This window comes from Geodermatophilus sp. SYSU D01036, from assembly GCF_054050435.1.
Genome location: NZ_JBJGZJ010000026.1, coordinates 38916 through 56089 on the forward strand (window position 1 = coordinate 38916; position 17174 = coordinate 56089).

Genomic DNA, 17174 nt, shown 5'->3' on the forward strand with positions numbered 1-17174 from the left:
GCGCCAGGCGGTCACCGCCAGCCCGGGCAGGGCACCCACGCGGCGCTGCGGTGGTCCCACCAGCGGTCCCGCCGCACGGGCCGGTAGGCCACCCGGGCCAGGTGGTCCGCGCCGAGGAAGGCCCGCCGCAGGCCGGCGCTGAGCCCGTCGAACGGCGAGGCCTGCGAGCGGTGCTCGGCGATGGCCGCCTCCCGCCGGTCGAGCACGGCCGTGACGTCCAGGACGTCGGTGACCTCCGCGTCGGGCCGGCCGAGGACCGCCGGGTCGATCGCGTGGTAGGCGGTGTCCGGCCGCAGCGTGCGCATCTCCTCGAGCCAGCGCCGCATCAGCGCGTTGGGCAGGCAGTGCTCGACGAGCAGCGGACCCGGCGCGTCCCGCAGCGCCGCGGCCACCGCCGCGCGGACGTGCAGGTGGTCGCGGTGGCCGTCGCTCCCGTCGAGGACCAGCACCACGTGCGGCCGGACGTCGGCCACCAGCCGGCCGACGACGCCGGCCACGTCGGCGAGGGGCGCCGCGCACAGCGAGCCGCGCGGCGCCGGGCCGTCGAAGCCGGAGTCCCGCCAGCCGAGGAGCTCCACGCGGGCGACGCCGAGCTGCTCCGCGGCGCGGTACAGCTCCGCCTCGCGCACGGCGCCGAGGTCGGCCGCGTCGGGCAGCCCCGGCCCGGGCTCGCCGGCCTCGCCGCGGGTGGCGCAGGCGACGGTCACCCGGGCGCCGAGGGCGGCGGCGCGGGCCACGGTGGAGCCGCAGCCGAAGGACTCGTCGTCGGGGTGCGCGACGACGACCAGCCAGCGGTCGCCGGGACGCACGTCGACGACGGGGTCGCGGACGGGAGGGGCGGGGAGGACGGTCGCAGCGGTCATGGACCGGACACTGACGGCCGCGTCTGGACGGGCTCTTGCGGTCCTCTGGTGCCGGCGCCGTCCAGGGCGGCGGCCCGCAGCCGGGTGAGCTGGCGCACGCGGAACCGCTCGCCGCGCTCGGCGACGGCGAGGCCGGCGTCGCACATCGCGACCGCCGCGGCCGGCTCCCCGGCGGCCAGGGCGGTCTCGGCCAGCAGCCCGAGGAACACCGAGCGGCCGGCGGCCAGCCCCTGGTCGGCCAGCACGGCGTGCGCCGCGCGCATCTCCGCGAGGCCCGCCCGCGGGTCGTCGCGGGCGTGCAGCCAGCCCTCCGCGAAGCGGACCACCGCCGACGGGTAGCGGTAGCGCTCCCACGCCGGCTCGTGCAGGGGCAGCGCCACCAGCCGGCGCACCCGTGCGGCGTCGCCGTCCAGCAGCGCGAGGACCAGCGCCCAGCGGCGGGCGAACCCGGCCGCCCCGAGCCCGGCCCGCTCCGCGGCCGCGAGCGCGGCGTCGGAGGAGGCGAGGGACTCCTCCCGCCGGTCCAGCAGCCACTGGCACAGCGCGCGGACGACGGCGATGCGGGTGGGCGGGGAGAAGGCCAGCGACCGCCGCAGGTCCACCCCGCCGCCGGCCACCAGCGCCTCCGCGCGGCCGGCCGCGGCCAGCCCGTCCGCGGGGCGGTCCTGCATCCAGCGCACGACGGCGGTGATGTCCTCGGTCAGGTACGCGGCGGTCGGGTCGCCGAGCGCGGCGGCCAGCTCCGCCATGCGGGCCACGGTGGTGTCGGCGTCGTCGAGCCGGCCCACCTGGCACTGGAACAGCGTGGCCACCCACAGCAGCTCGACGTCGTCGGGGGAGGCCGGGTCGGGCACCTCCCAGGCGGCCACCAGCCGCCCGTACTCGCGGATGCTCGGGCTGTCGTACCCGGCCGACCAGGCGTCGGCGTAGGCGGTGCGGCTGAGCGCGCGCAGCTCGCGCCGGCGCCGGTCGGGGCCGGCGGGGAGGGCGGCCGCGGCGCCCAGCAGGTGACCGCCGAGCTCGCGCAGCTGGTCGAGGGCCGACACCCGCACCGCGTGGTCGGTGGCCCGCTCCAGCCAGGGGACCGCCGCGGCCCCGCCGTCCAGGGCCCGGGCGGCGAGCAGGTGCGCGGCGATCCGCGACGCCTGCTCCGGGTCGTCGCCGGCGCGGGCGGCCAGCCGCTCGCCGAGCGCGCGGTGCAGCCGCGCGGTGCGGGCGCTGGACAGCCCGCCGCGCAGCACCTCGCCGAGCAGCGCGTGCGCCACGGCGAAGGTGCCCCCGCCGGCGTCGACGGCGAGCCGGGCGTCGACGGCGGTCTCGAGCGCCTCCAGCGCGTCGTCGACGGGGACGCCGGTGACCGCGGCGAGGTCCTCGGCCGACGCCGGGCCGCCCGCGACCGCCGCCGCTGCCAGCAGCTCCGGCACCGGCGCCGGCCGGCGCAGCACCCGCTGGCGGAGGACGTCGTGCACCGCCGCGGGCACCCCGCCGACGGGCCGGCCGCGCCCGGACGGGACGGCGGCGTCCGCGGCCGCCGACGCCCGGGCCAGCTCGAGGGCGAAGAACGGGTTGCCGTCGGCGCGGGTGACGACGTCCCGCACCTCCGCGTCGCCGAGCGCGGACCCGGCGACGTCGCGGACGAGGTCGGTGACCGCGCCGTCGGCCAGCGGCTCGAGGTCCAGCCGCGTCAGGCGCGGGGACCGGCCGAGGGCAGCCAGGGTGTCGAGCAGGGCCCGCGGGCCGGCCTCGCCGCTGCGCAGGGCCAGCGCGAGCACGACCGGCGTGCCCGGCACCTCCTCGGCCAGGCCGGCGACCAGCCGCAGCGTGGCCGGGTCGGCGGCGTGCAGGTCGTCGAGGGCGAGGACGGCCGGACGGTCCCCGGCGGTCAGCAGGGCGCGGAGGGCGTCGGTGAGGTGGACGAGCACCATGGCCGGGTCGACGCCGCCGTCGGCGGAGGCGGTGCCGCCCAGGCCCGGGAGCACGTCCCGCAGCGGGCCGAGCACCCGCGCGAGCTCCGCCTGCGCGGCGGGCCCGAGGCCGGGCAGGGCCGAGCGCAGGACGGCGAGCACGGGCCAGTACGGGGGCGCGGCGAGCCCGTCGCGGCAGGTGCCGGTGTGGCCGGCGCCCCCGGCCGAGGACGCGGCGCCGACGAGCCACCGCAGCAGCGCGGTCTTGCCCATCCCGGCGTCGCCGGTGAGCAGGACCACCGACCCCGCGCCGGCCGCGGCGTCGGCGAGCACCCGGGTGAGCAGCGCGCACTCGCCCTCCCGGCCGCGCAGCGGCGCCGCCGCTGCCCCGGGTGCCGGTGCCGGTGCGGGCGGGGGAGCGGGCTGCAGCCCCGGGTCGTGGTCGAGGATCTGCGCCTCCAGCCGGCGCAGCCCGGGCCCGGGGTCGAGGCCGAGCTCGTCGCGCAGCAGCCGCCGGCCCTCGGCGAGCACGGCCAGCGCCTCGGCGGACCGGCCCGAGCGGTACAGCGCCCGCGCGAGGGACTCGCGCGCCTGCTCGCGCAGCGGGTGGGCGGCGACGTGGGCCTGCAGCTCGGCGACGGCGCGGCCGGGGTCGCCGAGCGCGAGCAGGGCGCCGGCCCGCAGCTCGACCGCCTCCTGCCGGAGCGTCTCCCAGCGGTCGGCCGCGGCGCGGGCGAAGGGCTCGTCGGCGAACTCCGCCAGCGCCGGTCCGCGCCAGAGCGCCAGCGCCTCGTCGAGCAGCGCGACCGCCCGCCCGGCGCCGGACGGCGGCAGCCCGCGCGCCTCGGCGAGGAGGCGCTCGAAGCGGGCGGCGTCGACCTCGACCGCCTCCTGCGCCAGCCGGTAGCCCGGCGGGGCGGTGAGGAGCACCGAGCCGCTGGACCGCGGCGCCCGGCCGGGCTCGAGCGCGCGGCGCAGGTGCGCGATGGAGCTGTGCAGGGACGCGATGGCCCGCGGCGGCGGGTCGCCGCTCCACACCAGGTCCACGAGCCGGTCGGCGGGGACCAGCCGGCCGGCCTCCAGGACGAGCACCGAGAGCACGGCGCGCTGCAGGCGGGCGCCGATCGGGACGGGGACGTCGTCCCGGCGGACCTCCAGCGGGCCCAGGACCCCGATCCGCAGCACGCCGGCCCCTCAGCCGGCGGCGCCCGCGCGCCCCGCCTCCGGGCCCGCCGTCCCCTCGTCCTCGGCGCCCGTGTCGGCAGAGCCCGCGTCGGCAGAGCCCGCGTCGTCGGCGCCCGGCAGGCGGCTCGCGGCGGCCGCGTCGAGCAGCCAGCGGGTCGCGCGGCGGCCGCGGGCCCCGGCGGCCGGAACCTCGGTGCGGTCGGCGCCGCCCAGCGCGCGCGCCACGGCCCCGGCCTTGCCCTCCCCGGACACCAGCAGCCAGACCTCCTCGGCCGCGGTGATCGCGGCGAAGCCGAGGCTGACCCGCGTCGGCGGCGGCTTCGGGCAGTCCCGCACCGGCACCACGGTCCGCTCGTCGGAGACCGCCGGGGAGTCCGGGAAGATCGACGCCACGTGGCCCTCGGCGCCCATCCCGAGCAGCAGGACGTCGAGCCGGGGGAGCGGGCCCCCGGTCCCGGCGTCGCGGGCGGCGTCGGCCAGCGTCCCGGCGTACCAGTCCGCGGCCTCCTCCGGGGTGTCGAAGCCGGCGTCGGACGCCGGGATCGCGTGCACCCGCTCCGGCGGCGCCCCGACCCGGTCCAGCAGCGCCGCGCGGGCGCCCTTCTCGTTGCGCTCGTCGTCGTCGGCGGGGACGAACCGCTCGTCGCCCCACCAGACGTCGACCGCGGTCCAGTCGACCGCCTGACCGGGCGCCGGCTCCTCGGCCAGCTCCGCGGCGTGCCGCAGCACCGCCGTCCCGATCCCGCCGCCGGTGAGCACCACCGACGCCGTCCCGTGCACCGCCTGGGCGGCGGCCAGCCGCGCGACCAGCGCGGACGCCACCGCCCGCGCCAGCAGCTCCGCGTCGGGCTCGACGACGATCGCGGGGGTGGGGCCCTCGATCCGCTCCGCGAGCGCCTGCGCGATCCGGTCCCCGGGGGGCAGCGTCACCGGACGGCCTCGGGCGCCGTCGGGTCCGGGGTGTCGTGCTCGCCGTGCTCGGCCACCTCGTCGGCGCCCTCGGAGTCCGGCGGCACCGTCGGCGCCTCGCCGTGCGGGCTGTCCACGCCGACGTCGTCCTTCGCGAACGGCGCGCCGGCCTGCTCGGCCGGGTCCACCCACACGTGCGCGCGCACCGGTGCCCGGCCGGCCAGGCCGGTCACCCCGGTGGTGGCCTCCAGCGCCTCGGCGTAGGGCTCGTCGGGGTCCAGCCGGCGCAGCTCCTCGCCGAGCAGGTCGCCGAGCGTGCGGTCGGGCAACGCCATCGTGGCGTCGGGCCGGTACGGCTGGCTGATCACCGCGCCGCCGCGGCGGTCGGCGTGCACCCGCACCTCCTCGTCCTGGTCCAGGGACAGCAGCACCGAGTCGATGCCGCTGGGCCCGGGGTGCCGGGTGGCCTGCACGACCTCGACCGCGCTGCCGGTGCGGGACGCGAGCCAGCCGCGCAGCAGCTGTGCGGTGGCCGCCCCGGGGTCGCCCTCGACGCGGGCGCCGAGCACCTTGACCGCGTCACCGCGGCGGCCGGACACCGAGTCCAGCGCGGAGGTGAGCGTCGCCCGCCAGCCGGTGGCGCGGGTCCAGGCCAGGTCGGTGTCGCCGGGGGAGTAGTCGTGCGCCCGGGTGCGCAGCGAGGCCAGCTGGTCCGACGCCGACGCGCTGTCGGTGATCCGCCGGTCGGCGATGACCGCCAGCGCGTCGGTGCTCAGCTGCCGCGGCGGCTCGGTGTGCCACCAGGTGACCACCGGCGCGTCGGCGGCCAGCAGCGGCAGCACGACCGACTCGGCGTGCAGCGCCAGGCGCCCGTACATGCGCATGACGACCGCCTCGCCGGGGCCCAGCCGCCCGCCGATGGACACCTCGGCGTCCAGCCGCGGCACCGGGGCCTCGATCTGCCGGCGGACGACGAGGAGGATGCGGCAGGGGTGCTGCTCGGCGGCCGTCGTCGCGGCCTCCTCGGCCTCGGCCACCCGGCCCTCGTCGGCGACGACCACCAGGGTCAGCGCCACCCCCGACAGCACCGCGCCGCCGGTCCGCCGCTGGGCGGCGAGCTCCTTGACCACGGCCGAGCCGGTGGTGTCCCAGAGCGTCGTCATCGCGTCTCCTCTCCGCGGGGGCGCCTCACGGACGCCGCCACCGGCGGCCCTCGGCGGCCAGCATCTCGTCGGCGGCGCGCGGCCCCCACTCGCCGGCCCGGTAGGCGTGCGGCGTGCTGCCGGCCCAGAACTCCTCGAGCGGGTCGATGACCGCCCAGGAGGCCTCGACCTCCGCGTTGCGCGGGAACAGCGTGGCGTCGCCGAGCAGCACGTCGAGCAGCAGCCGCTCGTAGGCCTCGGGGCTGGCCTCGGTGAACTGCTCGCCGTAGAGGAAGTCCATGGACACGTCCCGGACCTCCATGACGCTGCCGGGCACCTTCGACCCGAACTTGAGGGTGACCCCCTCGTCGGGCTGCACGCGCACCACCAGCTGGTTGTTGCCCAGCTCCTCGGTGTCGGTGTCGGCGAAGGGCAGGTGCGGCGCCCGGTTGAACACCAGCGCGATCTCGGTGACCCGCCGCGGCAGCCGCTTGCCGGTGCGCAGGTAGAACGGCACGCCGGCCCAGCGGCGGGTCTCCACCCCGAGCCGGACCGCGGCGTAGGTCTCGGTCGTCGAGTGCGCGTCGACGCCGTCCTCCTGCCGGTAGCCCTTGGCCCGCTGGCCGGCCAGCCAGCCCTGCTCGTACTGGCCGCGGACGGCGAAGGTGTGCAGGTCCTCGGGCAGCGAGATGGCGCGCAGCACCTTGAGCTTCTCGGTGCGGATCTCGTCGGCCGAGAACTCGACCGGCTCCTCCATCGCGGTGAGCGCGAGCAGCTGCAGCAGGTGGTTCTGCAGCACGTCGCGGGCCGCGCCGGTCTTCTCGTAGAACCCCGCCCGGCCGCCGATGCCGACGTCCTCGGCCATGGTGATCTGCACCGAGTCCACGTGGTGGCCGTTCCAGACCGGCTCGAACAGCTCGTTGGCGAACCGCAGTGCCATGAGGTTCTGGACGGTCTCCTTGCCCAGGTAGTGGTCGATGCGGAAGACGTCCTCGGCGCTGAACACCGAGTCGACCAGCTCGTTGAGCTCCCGGCTGGAGGCCAGGTCGGTGCCGAAGGGCTTCTCGACGACGACCCGCCGCCACCGGTCCGGCGTGCTCTCGGCCATGCCGGTGCGCTGCATCTGCTTGAGCACGACCGGGAACATCGCCGGCGGGATCGACAGGTAGAACGCGGCGTTGCCGCCGATGCCGTGGCTGCTCTCCAGGTCGGCGAGGGCGTGGGCGAGCTCGTCGAAGGCGTTGTCGTCGTCGAAGGAGCCCTGGACGAACCGGACGCTGTTGGCCAGCCGCTCCCACACCTCCTCCCGCCACGGCGTGCGGGCCGCGTTGCGGGCCGCGTCCCGGGCCAGCTCGGCGAAGTCCTGGTCACCCCAGTCCCGCCGGGCGAAGCCCAGCAGCGCGAAGTTGGTCGGCAGCAGCCCGCGGTTGGCCAGGTCGTACACGGCCGGCAGCAGCTTCTTGCGGGCCAGGTCGCCGGTGATGCCGAAGACGACCAGGGCGCAGGGCTCGGGGACCCGCGGCAGCCGCCGGTCCCGCGGGTCGCGCAGCGGGTTGGGGATCACGTGCCCTCCTCGAGGGTGCGGGGTCAGTCGAGGGCAGCGAGGACCTGGCCGATGCCGGCGGCCCGGTCGGTCAGGTGCAGGTGCAGCAGCGGCCGCTGCCGGTCGGCCAGCGCCTGCCGGTCGCCGGCGGCCTGGGCGGCCTGCAGCGTGCCGAAGGAGTACGGCCGGTCGGGCACCGGGAGGTCCTGCGTCACCGCGCCGGTGAGCTGCAGGAACGCGCCGACCTGCGGACCGCCCTTGTGGTACTGGCCGGTCGAGTGCAGGAAGCGCGGACCCCACCCGAAGGTCACCGCGTGCTCCGTGCGGCGGGCCAGCGCGGCGCGCAGCTCCCCGGCCCGGGCGTCGGCCTCGCGGTCGAGGTAGGCCATGACGGCGAGGTAGCCGCGCGGCGGGACGGCACCCAGCAGCGCGTCCAGCGCCAGCCGCAGCCCGTCGGACTGCGCGAGGTCGACGCCGTCGAGCACGCCGCCGGAGGCGTACACCTCCACCGCGCCGATCGTGGCGACCGGCCGCTCCTCGGGCAGGCCGGACTCGAGGATCCGCGAGGTGTTCTGCTTGGACTCGGTGACGTTGGGCTGGTCGAAGGGGTTGATCCCCAGCACCCGCCCGGCCACCGCGGTCGCGTACTCCCAGCCGAGGAACTGCGCGCCCAGCGGGCCGGTGACGCCGACCGAGGGCCGGCCGTCGACCGGGTCGCCGTCGACGACGGCGAGCAGCGCGTCCGGCGCCTGGGCGCCCGGCGCGTCCGCCGACTCCAGGACGACGGGCAGCAGCCCGCGGCCCTCCTTGCCGGTGGACTCGGCGATGAGCTGCTCGGCCCAGTCGCCGAAGCCCTCGATGCGCGGGCCGCTGCCGCCGGTGCCCTCGGCGAGGGCGATCTTGTCCCGGCCGGTGCGGAAGCCCGCGCCCATGGCGACGCCGAGCTCCAGCGCCGGGTTGCCCGGCTCGGCCAGGTGCTCGGCGAGGTCGGTGGCCTCGTCCAGGAGCGCGCCGACGTCGACCCCGGCCAGCGCCGCGGGCACCAGCCCGAACGCCGACAGGGCGCTGTAGCGGCCGCCGACGTTCGGGTCGGCGAGGAACACCGCGCGGGCGCCCATGGCGGCGGCGGTGTCGGCCAGCGGCGAGCCGGGGTCGGTGACGACGACGAACCGCCGGCCGACCTCCTTCTCGTCCAGCCCGGCCTCGGCGAACGCGGCGACGAAGGCCCGCCGGTGGCTGTCGGTCTCGATCGTGCCGCCGGACTTGGAGCTGACCACGACCACGGTGCGGTCGAGGTCGGTCATCGCCGCGAGGACCTGGCCGGGGTCGGTGGTGTCGAGGACCACCAGCGGCGCGCCCGCGGTGCGGCAGATGACCTCCGGCGCCAGCGAGGAGCCGCCCATGCCGCACAGGACGACGCGGTCGATCCCCTCGCCGGCGAGCTCGGCCCGCAGCTCGGCCAGCCGGGACACCAGCTCGCGCGAGGACGCGGGCAGGTCCAGCCAGCCGAGCCGGATCGAGGCCTCGCTCTCGGCCTCGGGGCCCCAGAGGGTGGCGTCCTTGGCCACCAGCCGCGCGGCGACGTCGTCGTCGGCGAGCTGGGTGCGGACGACCTCCGGGACGTCGAGGCCGGAGCAGCGGAACTCCAGGGTCATGCCTTGTCCTCGAGCTGGCCGCGCACGGACTCGGTGAGCTCGTCCCAGGAGTCGATGAACTTCTGCACGCCCTCCTCCTCGAGGACGCGGAACACGTCGTCGAGGTCCACGCCGGCGTCGGCGATGGCCTGCATCGTCGCCGCGGCGTCGTCGTAGGTCTTCTGCACCGGGGTGCCCGGCTCGCCGTGGTCGGCGTAGGCCCGCAGCGTCTTCTCCGGCATCGTGTTCACGGTGCCGGGGGCGATGAGCTCGCTGACGTAGAGGGTGTCGGGGTACTCCGGGTTCTTCACCCCGGTCGAGGCCCACAGCGGCCGCTGCGGCTTCGCGCCCTTGGCCTCCAGGGCCTTCCAGCGGTCGGAGGAGAACACCTCCTCGTAGGCCTGGTAGGCCAGCTGCGCGTTGGCCAGGGCGGCCTTGCCCTTCAGCTGGTCGGCGCCGGCCTTCTCCAGCCGCTTGTCGATCTCGCTGTCCACGCGGGACACGAAGAACGAGGCGACGGAGGCGATGCCCTCCAGCGACCCCCCGGCCTCGGCTCGCTGCTCCAGCCCGGACAGGTAGGCGTCCATGACGGCGCGGTACCGCTCGAGGCTGAAGATCAGGGTGACGTTGACGCTGATGCCGCGGGCGATCGAGGTCGTGATCGCCGGCAGGCCCTCCACGGTGGCCGGGATCTTGATGTAGAGGTTCGGCCGGTCCACCAGCCACCACAGGTGCGCGGCCTCGGCGGCCGTGGCGTCGGTGTCGTGCGCCAGGCCCGGCGCGACCTCCAGCGACACCCGGCCGTCGCCGGGCTGCCGCTCGGCCACGGGGGCCAGCAGGTCGCAGGCGTCGCGCACGTCGGAGGCGGTGATGGTGCGCAGCGCCTCCTCGACGCTCACCTCCCGCACCGCGAGGGCGTGCAGCTGGTCGTCGTAGGAGTCCGACCCGCTGATCGCCGCGGCGAAGATCGTCGGGTTGGTGGTGACGCCGACGACGGAGTACTCGTCGACCAGCGACTGCAGGTTGCCGCTGCGGATGCGGTCCCGCGACAGGTCGTCGAGCCAGACGGCGACGCCCGCCTGCGACAGCTCCGCGAGCTTCTCGTTCTGTGCCATGGTCAGGTCCCTTCCGGTGGGTCCGACGGCTCAGCGGTCGCCGGTGGGGTGGGGGAGGCCCCCGGTGGCTGCAACCGGGCCGGCCGGGACGGCGTTCCCCGCGGCGGCCGCCTCGATCGACTCGCGGGCGGCGACGACGACGGCCTCGTCGGTCAGCCCGAACTCCTCGTAGAGCACCGAGTAGGCGGCGCTCGCGCCGTAGTGGGTGAGCCCCACGATCCGGCCCGCGTCGCCGACGAACTCGCGCCAGCCCATGGGCACGCCGGCCTCGACGCTGACCCGCGCGCGGACCGAGGGCGGCAGCACCTCGTCCTTGTAGGCCTGGTCCTGGTCGGCGAACCACTCGACGCAGGGCACCGACACCACGCGGGTCGGGACGCCGTCGGCCTCCAGCCGCTCGCGGGCGGCGACGGCGATCTGCACCTCCGAGCCGGTGCCCAGCAGGATCACCTCGGGCTGCCCGTCGGAGGCGTCGGCCAGCACGTAGGCGCCGCGCGCGACGCCCTCCGCGGAGCCGAACTCCGACCGGTCGAACACCGGCAGGTTCTGCCGGGACAGCAGCAGGCCGGCCGGGCGGTCGTTGTGCTCGAGGATCGTGCGCCAGGCGACGGTGACCTCGTTGGCGTCGGCCGGGCGGACGACGTCGAGGCCGGGGATGGCCCGCAGCGCGGCGAAGTGCTCGATCGGCTGGTGGGTGGGGCCGTCCTCGCCCAGGCCGATCGAGTCGTGCGTCCACACGTAGGTCACCGGCAGCTGCATCAGCGCGGCCAGCCGGACCGCCCCGCGCATGTAGTCGGAGAACGTGAGGAACGTGCCGCCGTAGACGCGGGTGCCGCCGTGCAGCGCGATGCCGTTCATGACCGCGCCCATGCCGTGCTCGCGGACGCCGAAGTGCAGCGTGCGGCCGTAGGGGCCACCGCTCCACATCTTCGTCTGGCGGTCGGCCGGCAGGAAGGACGGTTCGCCCTCGACGGCGGTGTTGTTGCTCTCCGCGAGGTCGGCCGACCCGCCCCACAGCTCGGGCAGCGCCGGGTAGAGGGCGGCGAGGACCTTGCCCGACGCCTTGCGGGTGGCCACGCCCTTGGGGTCGGCGTCGAAGGTCGGCAGGCCGTCGGCGAAGCCCTCGGGCAGCCGGCGCTCGCGCATCCGCTCCAGCAGGGCGGCGCGCTCGGGGTTCTCCCGCGCCCAGGCGTCGAACCGCTCCTGCCACTGGGCGTGGGCCTTCTCGCCGGCGTCGACCACCGAGCGGGCGTGCGCGAGCACCTCGTCGTCGACCTCGAAGGTCTTCCCCGGGTCGAAGCCCAGGAGCTCCTTGGTGGCGCGGACCTCGTCGTCGCCCAGCGCCGAGCCGTGCGCGGCGCCGGTGTTCTGCTTGTTCGGCGCGGGCCAGGCGATGATCGTCCGCAGCACGACGATCGACGGGCGGCGCGTCTCGGCCTTGGCGGCGGCGAAGGCGGCGTCCACGGCGGCCAGGTCCTCGCCGTCGTCGACGTGCTGCACGTGCCAGCCGTAGGCCTCGTAGCGCTTGCCGACGTCCTCGGTGAAGGCGACGTTCGTGTCGTCCTCGATGGAGATCCGGTTGTCGTCGTAGACGAGGACCAGGTTGCCCAGCTGCTGGGTGCCGGCCAGTGACGACGCCTCGCCGCTGACGCCCTCCTCCAGATCGCCGTCGGAGGCGAAGCACCAGACGGTGTGGTCGAACAGGCTCTCGCCCTCGGGGGCGTCGGGGTCGAGCAGGCCGCGCTCGCGGCGGGCGGCCATCGCCATGCCGACGGCGTTGCCGACGCCCTGCCCGAGCGGGCCGGTCGTCGTCTCCACGCCGGGGGTGTGGTTGACCTCGGGGTGGCCCGGGGTCTTCGAGCCCCAGGTGCGCAGCGCCTGCAGGTCCTCGAGCTCCAGCCCGTAGCCGGACAGGTAGAGCTGGACGTACAGCGTCAGGCTCGAGTGGCCCATCGACAGGACGAAGCGGTCACGGGCCACCCAGTTCGGGTCCGTGGGGTCGTGCCGCAGCCACTTGTGGAACAGCAGGTAGGCCGTGGGCGCCATGCTCATCGCGGTGCCGGGGTGGCCGTTGCCGACCTTCTGGACGGCGTCCATCGCCAGCACGCGGGCGGTGTCGATGGCGCGGCGGTCGAGGTCGCCGAAGTCCTCGGGCAGCGTGGGGTGCGGCTGCCGCGGCGATCCGGTGGGGGAGTCGGTCGCGGCCTCGGCGGGGGCCTCGGACTCCGTGCTCTTCGTGTCGTCAGCCTGGGTCATGTCGGGCGGAACTCCTCGAGGTCGGCCGTGCGTGGGGCCGTCCGGGGAGCGGTGGTCCGGTGCTCCCGGGCGGACGACGTCGGGTGCGGGGCAGCGGATCGGCCGTGTCCCTGGTCTCCCTCGACCCGTGACCCACCGTCGTCGGCGACGGCCCTACCCGCAGTTCCCGCGGCGTCAACGTGATCAACCCTAGTCATCCGCACCGGTGGGCGGGGTGGCCGAGGGCTACAGTGGGCCCGTTCCATCCCCGGTTCGAAGGGACCATCGTGCTGTCTTCGTGCCCGGTGGCTCCCTGCCGTCCGTGCGTGCGCGCGGCAGAGGTCGCCCGGTGACGGCGCTCACCCAGCGGCCCGCCGTCCCGGCCCGCCGGCTGTCGGGCGTGGTCGGGGCCTACGTCGCGCTGACCAAGCCGAAGCTCGTCGAGCTGCTGCTCGTGACGACGCTGCCGGCCATGATGATGGCGGCCGACGGGTGGCCGTCCTGGCGGCTGGTGGCCGCCACGATGGTCGGCGGGATGTTCGCCGCCGGCGCGGCCAACGTGGTCAACTGCTGGTACGACCGCGACATCGACCGGCTGATGTCCCGCACGCGCAACCGGCCGATCCCCTCCGGGGTGGTGTCCCCGCGGGCGGCCCTGGTCTTCGGTGGGGCCCTCGCCGCGGCGTCGCTGGCGATCCTGTGGTTCGAGACCACGCCGCTGGCCACCGCGCTGGCCGCGGTCGCGATCCTGGCCTACTCCGTCGTCTACACGATGGTGCTCAAGCGCCGGACCCGGCACAACACGGTCTTCGGGGCGTTCCCGGGGGCGGCGCCGGTGCTCATCGGGTGGGCGGCGGTGACCGGCTCGCTCGACTGGCCGGCGCTCGCCTTCTTCGCCGTCGTCTTCTGCTGGCAGATGCCCCACTTCTGGGCGCTGGCCAGCCGCTACCGCGACGACTACGCCCGCGCGAACGTCCCCATGCTCACCGTCGTCGCGGGCCCGGAGAGCGTCGGCCGGCAGTCGGCCGCGTGGGCGTGGGCGACGCTGGGCGCCACCCTGCTCATGGGGTCGATCACCCCGGTGCTGAACTGGGCCTTCGCCATCGGCGGGGGGCTGCTCGGCGCCTGGTACGTCGCCGAGACCCACCAGTGGCTGGACCGCATCCGCACCGGCGTGCCCGACCGGCCGATGAAGCTGTTCTCGGTGTCGATCACGCACATGACGCTGCTGTCGATCGCCATCGCCGTCGACGTCCTCGTCTGACCCGCCCCGCTCCGCCGCGAGCCCGGACCCGCCTGGGGTCCGGGCTCGCGGCGTTGGGGGCGCGCCCCGCGCGCCGGGTGTCGACCTGCTGCTGTCTCAGCGCGGCCGAGGCAGCCGCAGGTCGACGACGGGCGCAGCCGGAGGGCGGTGGGCCGGCGAGGTCCCGCGCCGCGCAGGCGGACGGTGTCACGACGGGGCGGCTCACCGCGTGCCGGTGTTGCTCGCCGGTGGCCCCGTCCTCACCCAGATCCTGGGTGACGGACGACGTCACCGACCGTGTCCACCCGGCTGTCCCCAGCACTTGCCACACACAGTCCGCACGGATCCGTTCCGGAACCCTTGCCCGTCCCGGGTGGCGCGAGTAGACCGGCCGGGCACGTCCGCACGGGTCGAGGCCCGCGCAGCGAGGAGCGCACCACGCGGTCCCGCGTCCCCGGCCCGATGGGGGAGGAGGCTCCTGATGAGCACACGGCGATGGGCGACGCTCTTGTTCTCCGCCGCGCTGGTCCTCGCGGCACCCACGGCCGCGACGGCCGTACCTCCCGCGGGCCATCCGGGAGAGGCGGAGGTGCTGGTGTCCGGCCTCGAAGGTGCCACCGGCAGCACGGTCGGCCCGGACGGGGCGCTGTACGTGACGGAAGGCGCGGCCGGACGGATCACCCGCATCGACCTGCGCTCAGGCGCGACCACGACGTTCGCTGACTGCCTGCCGCGGCGGATCCTGCCCAACGGCGGGGCGATGGACGTCGCGTTCATCGGCAGGACGGCGTACGCCCTGGTGACCCTGGTCGACCAGGCCGTCCGCGGGACGGCCGTCAGCGGGGTCTACCGGATCGACGGTCCGCGCACCTGCACCGTGGTCGCCGACGTCGGCGCCTGGTCCACCGCCCACCCGCCGGACACCACTTTCACGGTGGCGTCAGGGCTGCAGTACGCCTTCGAACCCCTCGGCGACGGGTTCGTCGTCACCGACGGACACCACGACCGGGTGCTGTACGTGACTGTCGGTGGGGCCATCGGCCAGCTCGTCCAGCTGCCCAACGACGTCCCGACGGGCCTGGCGATCGTGGGGCACACGCTCTACCTCGCCGAGGCCGGACCCGTGCCGCACCTGCCCGAGACCGGCCGGATCGTCGCGTTCGCGTTGCCGTCGCCCACCCCGCCCGGTGACGTGGTCGCCAGCGGTGGCCCGCTCCTCGTCGACGTGGAGCCGGGGCACGGGCACAGGTTGTTCGCCCTCGCCCAAGGCCACTTCACGCCAGGACAGCCGGCCGGTGCCCCGGCGGATCCGGGCACCGGCCTCCTGCTCCGCGTGGACCGCGACGGTGGCTTCGACGTCGTCGTGGACCACCTCGACCGGCCGACGTCGCTGGAGGTCGTCCGGAACACCGCCTACGTGGTCGTGGCCGGTGGCGTCGTGCGCGTCCATGGCCTCTCGGCAGGCGGAAGCCGTCACTGAGACGTACGCGCAGCCGGTGACCCCGGGGTCGCCGGCCCGCGGCGGCCGTCAGCGGGCGGCGGTGGCGGGGACGGCGGGCGCGTCGAGGGGCTGCCCGGTCGCCGGGCCGCGGACCGACCACACCAGCCGCGCGGTGTAGGCGGTCACCAGCACCGCGCCGAGCATGTGCAGCAGCACCAGCACCACCGGCAGGTGCGTGAAGTACTGGACGAACCCGACGACGCCCTGCAGCAGCTGGACGACGAGCACGTCGCGCGCGGCCCGGCGGACGCGGCCGGGGGCGTCGGTGGCGTACAGCGCCACGAGCAGCGCGATCGTCAGGCCCACGAGGAGGAACACCGCGTCGGCGTGCAGCTGGCTCACCGTCTCGGGGTCGAAGCCCATGCGGTCGCCGGTGGGGACGCCGGCGTCGTCGAGGTCGCCGCTGTGCGGGCCGCTGCCGGTGACGACCGTGCCCAGCGCGAGCACCACCGCGGTGACCGCGGCGATCCCGCCGGCCAGCAGCGCGAGCGGACGGCGGACCACCGGCCGGCCGACCCCCGGCTCGCGGGACCGCAGCCACAGCACGGTCGACACGGCGACCAGCAGCGTGGAGACCAGGAAGTGGACGGCGACGGTCCACGGGTTGAGGCCGGTGAGCACGGTGACGCCGCCGATCGCCGCCTGCACCGGGATGCCGAGGAACGTCAGCACCGCCAGCGGCCGCAGGTCCCGGCGCGGGGAGCGCCACACCGCCACCAGCACCGCGATGGCCACCGCGGTGAGCACGAAGGTCAGCAGCCGGTTGCCGAACTCGATGAGGCCGTGCCCGGCCATCTCCGGCGTCGTCACGAAGCTGTCGGCGGTGCACCGCGGCCAGGTGGGGCAGCCCAGGCCCGAGCCGGTCAGCCGGACCACGCCGCCGGTGACCACGATGGCGCCGTTGGCGACCACGTTGGCCAGCGCCAGGCGCGTGATGACGGCGGGGGAGAAGGCGGTGGGCAGGACCGGCACGGCCCGATGCTAGTCGCGCCGGCCACCACCCCCGGTTCGCCCAGGGCGATCACGGACGGGGAAGGACGGGGCACCTCGCCGCGCTGTAGGAGGCGCAGGCGGCCGACGCGCCGACCTGGTGTCGGTGCGCCCTCCCGGGTACGGGAGCCCCACCCGGGAGCCCTCCGAGCGAGCCGCGCCGACGCCCCGACTTCCCCTTGGACGTGAGGTATGACCAGCCCCTTCTTCCCGGGCCCCTACGGGAGCCCGTTCGACGACTTCTTCGCCCGCTACCTGGGCGGCGAGCAGCGCACGCCGCGGCAGCGGGTGAGCCCGATGCAGTTCCTCAGCCAGCAGGCCCGCGAGCTGGTCAACGCCGCGGCCGCGCAGGCCCTGGCCACCGGCAGCGCCGACCTCGACACCGAGCACCTGCTGTGGGCGATGACCGGCGACGAGACCGCCCGCGCCTTCCTGTCCCGCACGGGCACCGACCCCGACCGGCTGCGCGCCGAGCTGGAGGCGCGGATGCCGCAGGGGACGCCGCAGGCCGAGCGGGCGGCCCTGACCCCCGCGGCCAAGCGGGTCCTCCTCGACGCCCACCAGGTCTCCCGCGCCCTGGGCTCCACCTACATCGGTCCCGAGCACCTGCTGTTCGCCCTCGCCGTCGACCCGGACTCGCCGGGCGGGCGGGTGCTGCACGAGCACGGGGTCACCCCCGAGGCGCTGCAGCAGGCGGCCACCGGCGGCGGCACCCCCGGCGGCGGCCGCCCCGGGCAGCCGGCCTCGAGCACCCCGACGCTGGACGAGTTCGGCCGCGACCTCACCGAGTTGGCCCGCAACGGGGAGATCGACCCGGTGATCGGCCGGGAGGCCGAGATCGAGCAGACCGTCGAGGTCCTCTCCCGGCGGCGGAAGAACAACCCGGTGCTCATCGGGGAGGCCGGCGTCG

12 protein-coding genes are annotated in these 17174 nt (G+C 76.3%); 3 read left to right on the top strand and 9 right to left on the bottom strand.

Annotated elements, in window-relative coordinates:
• Positions 1–11: 11 nt before the first annotated feature.
• From ACI8AR_RS20045 to tkt, 8 genes are read right to left on the bottom strand one after another with little or no spacing between them, the layout of a single operon-like run.
• A complete protein-coding gene (locus ACI8AR_RS20045; protein WP_457052561.1) occupies positions 12–863 on the bottom strand; it encodes a PIG-L deacetylase family protein in 852 nt (283 codons plus the stop codon).
• The gene (locus tag ACI8AR_RS20050) at positions 860–3952 is read right to left on the bottom strand and encodes a BTAD domain-containing putative transcriptional regulator (RefSeq protein ID WP_457052562.1); all 3093 of its coding nucleotides are present in this window, start codon (positions 3950–3952) and stop codon (positions 860–862) included. The genes ACI8AR_RS20045 and ACI8AR_RS20050 overlap by 4 nt, the downstream gene beginning before the upstream one ends.
• A gap of 9 nt (positions 3953–3961) precedes the next feature.
• Positions 3962–4882 (bottom strand): 6-phosphogluconolactonase, encoded by a 921-nt coding sequence (gene pgl / locus ACI8AR_RS20055; RefSeq protein ID WP_457052563.1) that lies wholly within the window; start codon positions 4880–4882, stop codon positions 3962–3964.
• The gene (locus ACI8AR_RS20060; RefSeq protein ID WP_457052564.1) at positions 4879–6024 is read right to left on the bottom strand and encodes a glucose-6-phosphate dehydrogenase assembly protein OpcA; all 1146 of its coding nucleotides are present in this window, start codon (positions 6022–6024) and stop codon (positions 4879–4881) included. Before ACI8AR_RS20060 ends, pgl begins: the two co-directional genes overlap by 4 nt.
• Positions 6025–6049: 25 nt before the next feature.
• Positions 6050–7567, bottom strand: a complete 1518-nt coding sequence (gene zwf / locus ACI8AR_RS20065; RefSeq protein WP_457052565.1) for a glucose-6-phosphate dehydrogenase — start codon at positions 7565–7567, stop codon at positions 6050–6052.
• A 23-nt stretch (positions 7568–7590) separates the two neighbouring features.
• On the bottom strand, positions 7591–9201 hold the full coding sequence (locus ACI8AR_RS20070; RefSeq protein WP_457052566.1) for a glucose-6-phosphate isomerase: 1611 nt from the start codon (positions 9199–9201) through the stop codon (positions 7591–7593).
• Entirely contained in the window at positions 9198–10295 is a 1098-nt protein-coding gene (tal, locus tag ACI8AR_RS20075) for a transaldolase (protein ID WP_457052567.1), read from the bottom strand. Before tal ends, ACI8AR_RS20070 begins: the two co-directional genes overlap by 4 nt.
• A 30-nt stretch (positions 10296–10325) precedes the next feature.
• Positions 10326–12551 carry a transketolase gene (tkt, locus tag ACI8AR_RS20080; RefSeq protein ID WP_457052568.1) on the bottom strand — a complete coding sequence of 742 codons (2226 nt, stop codon included), beginning with the start codon at positions 12549–12551 and terminating at the stop codon, positions 10326–10328.
• 328 nt (positions 12552–12879) lie between these two features.
• Between tkt and ACI8AR_RS20085 the strand changes: the two genes are divergently transcribed.
• Together ACI8AR_RS20085 and ACI8AR_RS20090 are read left to right on the top strand one after the other, a co-directional pair.
• Positions 12880–13794: a heme o synthase gene (locus ACI8AR_RS20085; RefSeq protein WP_457052569.1), complete on the top strand. Its 915-nt coding sequence runs from the start codon at positions 12880–12882 to the stop codon at positions 13792–13794.
• A 460-nt stretch (positions 13795–14254) separates the two neighbouring features.
• Positions 14255–15253, top strand: a complete 999-nt coding sequence (locus ACI8AR_RS20090; protein ID WP_457052570.1) for a hypothetical protein — start codon at positions 14255–14257, stop codon at positions 15251–15253.
• 48 nt (positions 15254–15301) lie between these two features.
• On the opposite strand, the gene ACI8AR_RS20095 is transcribed toward ACI8AR_RS20090, so the two are convergent.
• Positions 15302–16246 (bottom strand): COX15/CtaA family protein, encoded by a 945-nt coding sequence (locus ACI8AR_RS20095; RefSeq protein WP_456935002.1) that lies wholly within the window; start codon positions 16244–16246, stop codon positions 15302–15304.
• 210 nt (positions 16247–16456) lie between these two features.
• Here ACI8AR_RS20095 and ACI8AR_RS20100 point away from each other — a divergent pair.
• The coding region (locus ACI8AR_RS20100) for a Clp protease N-terminal domain-containing protein (RefSeq protein WP_457052571.1) at positions 16457–17174 on the top strand (718 nt) is incomplete at its 3' end.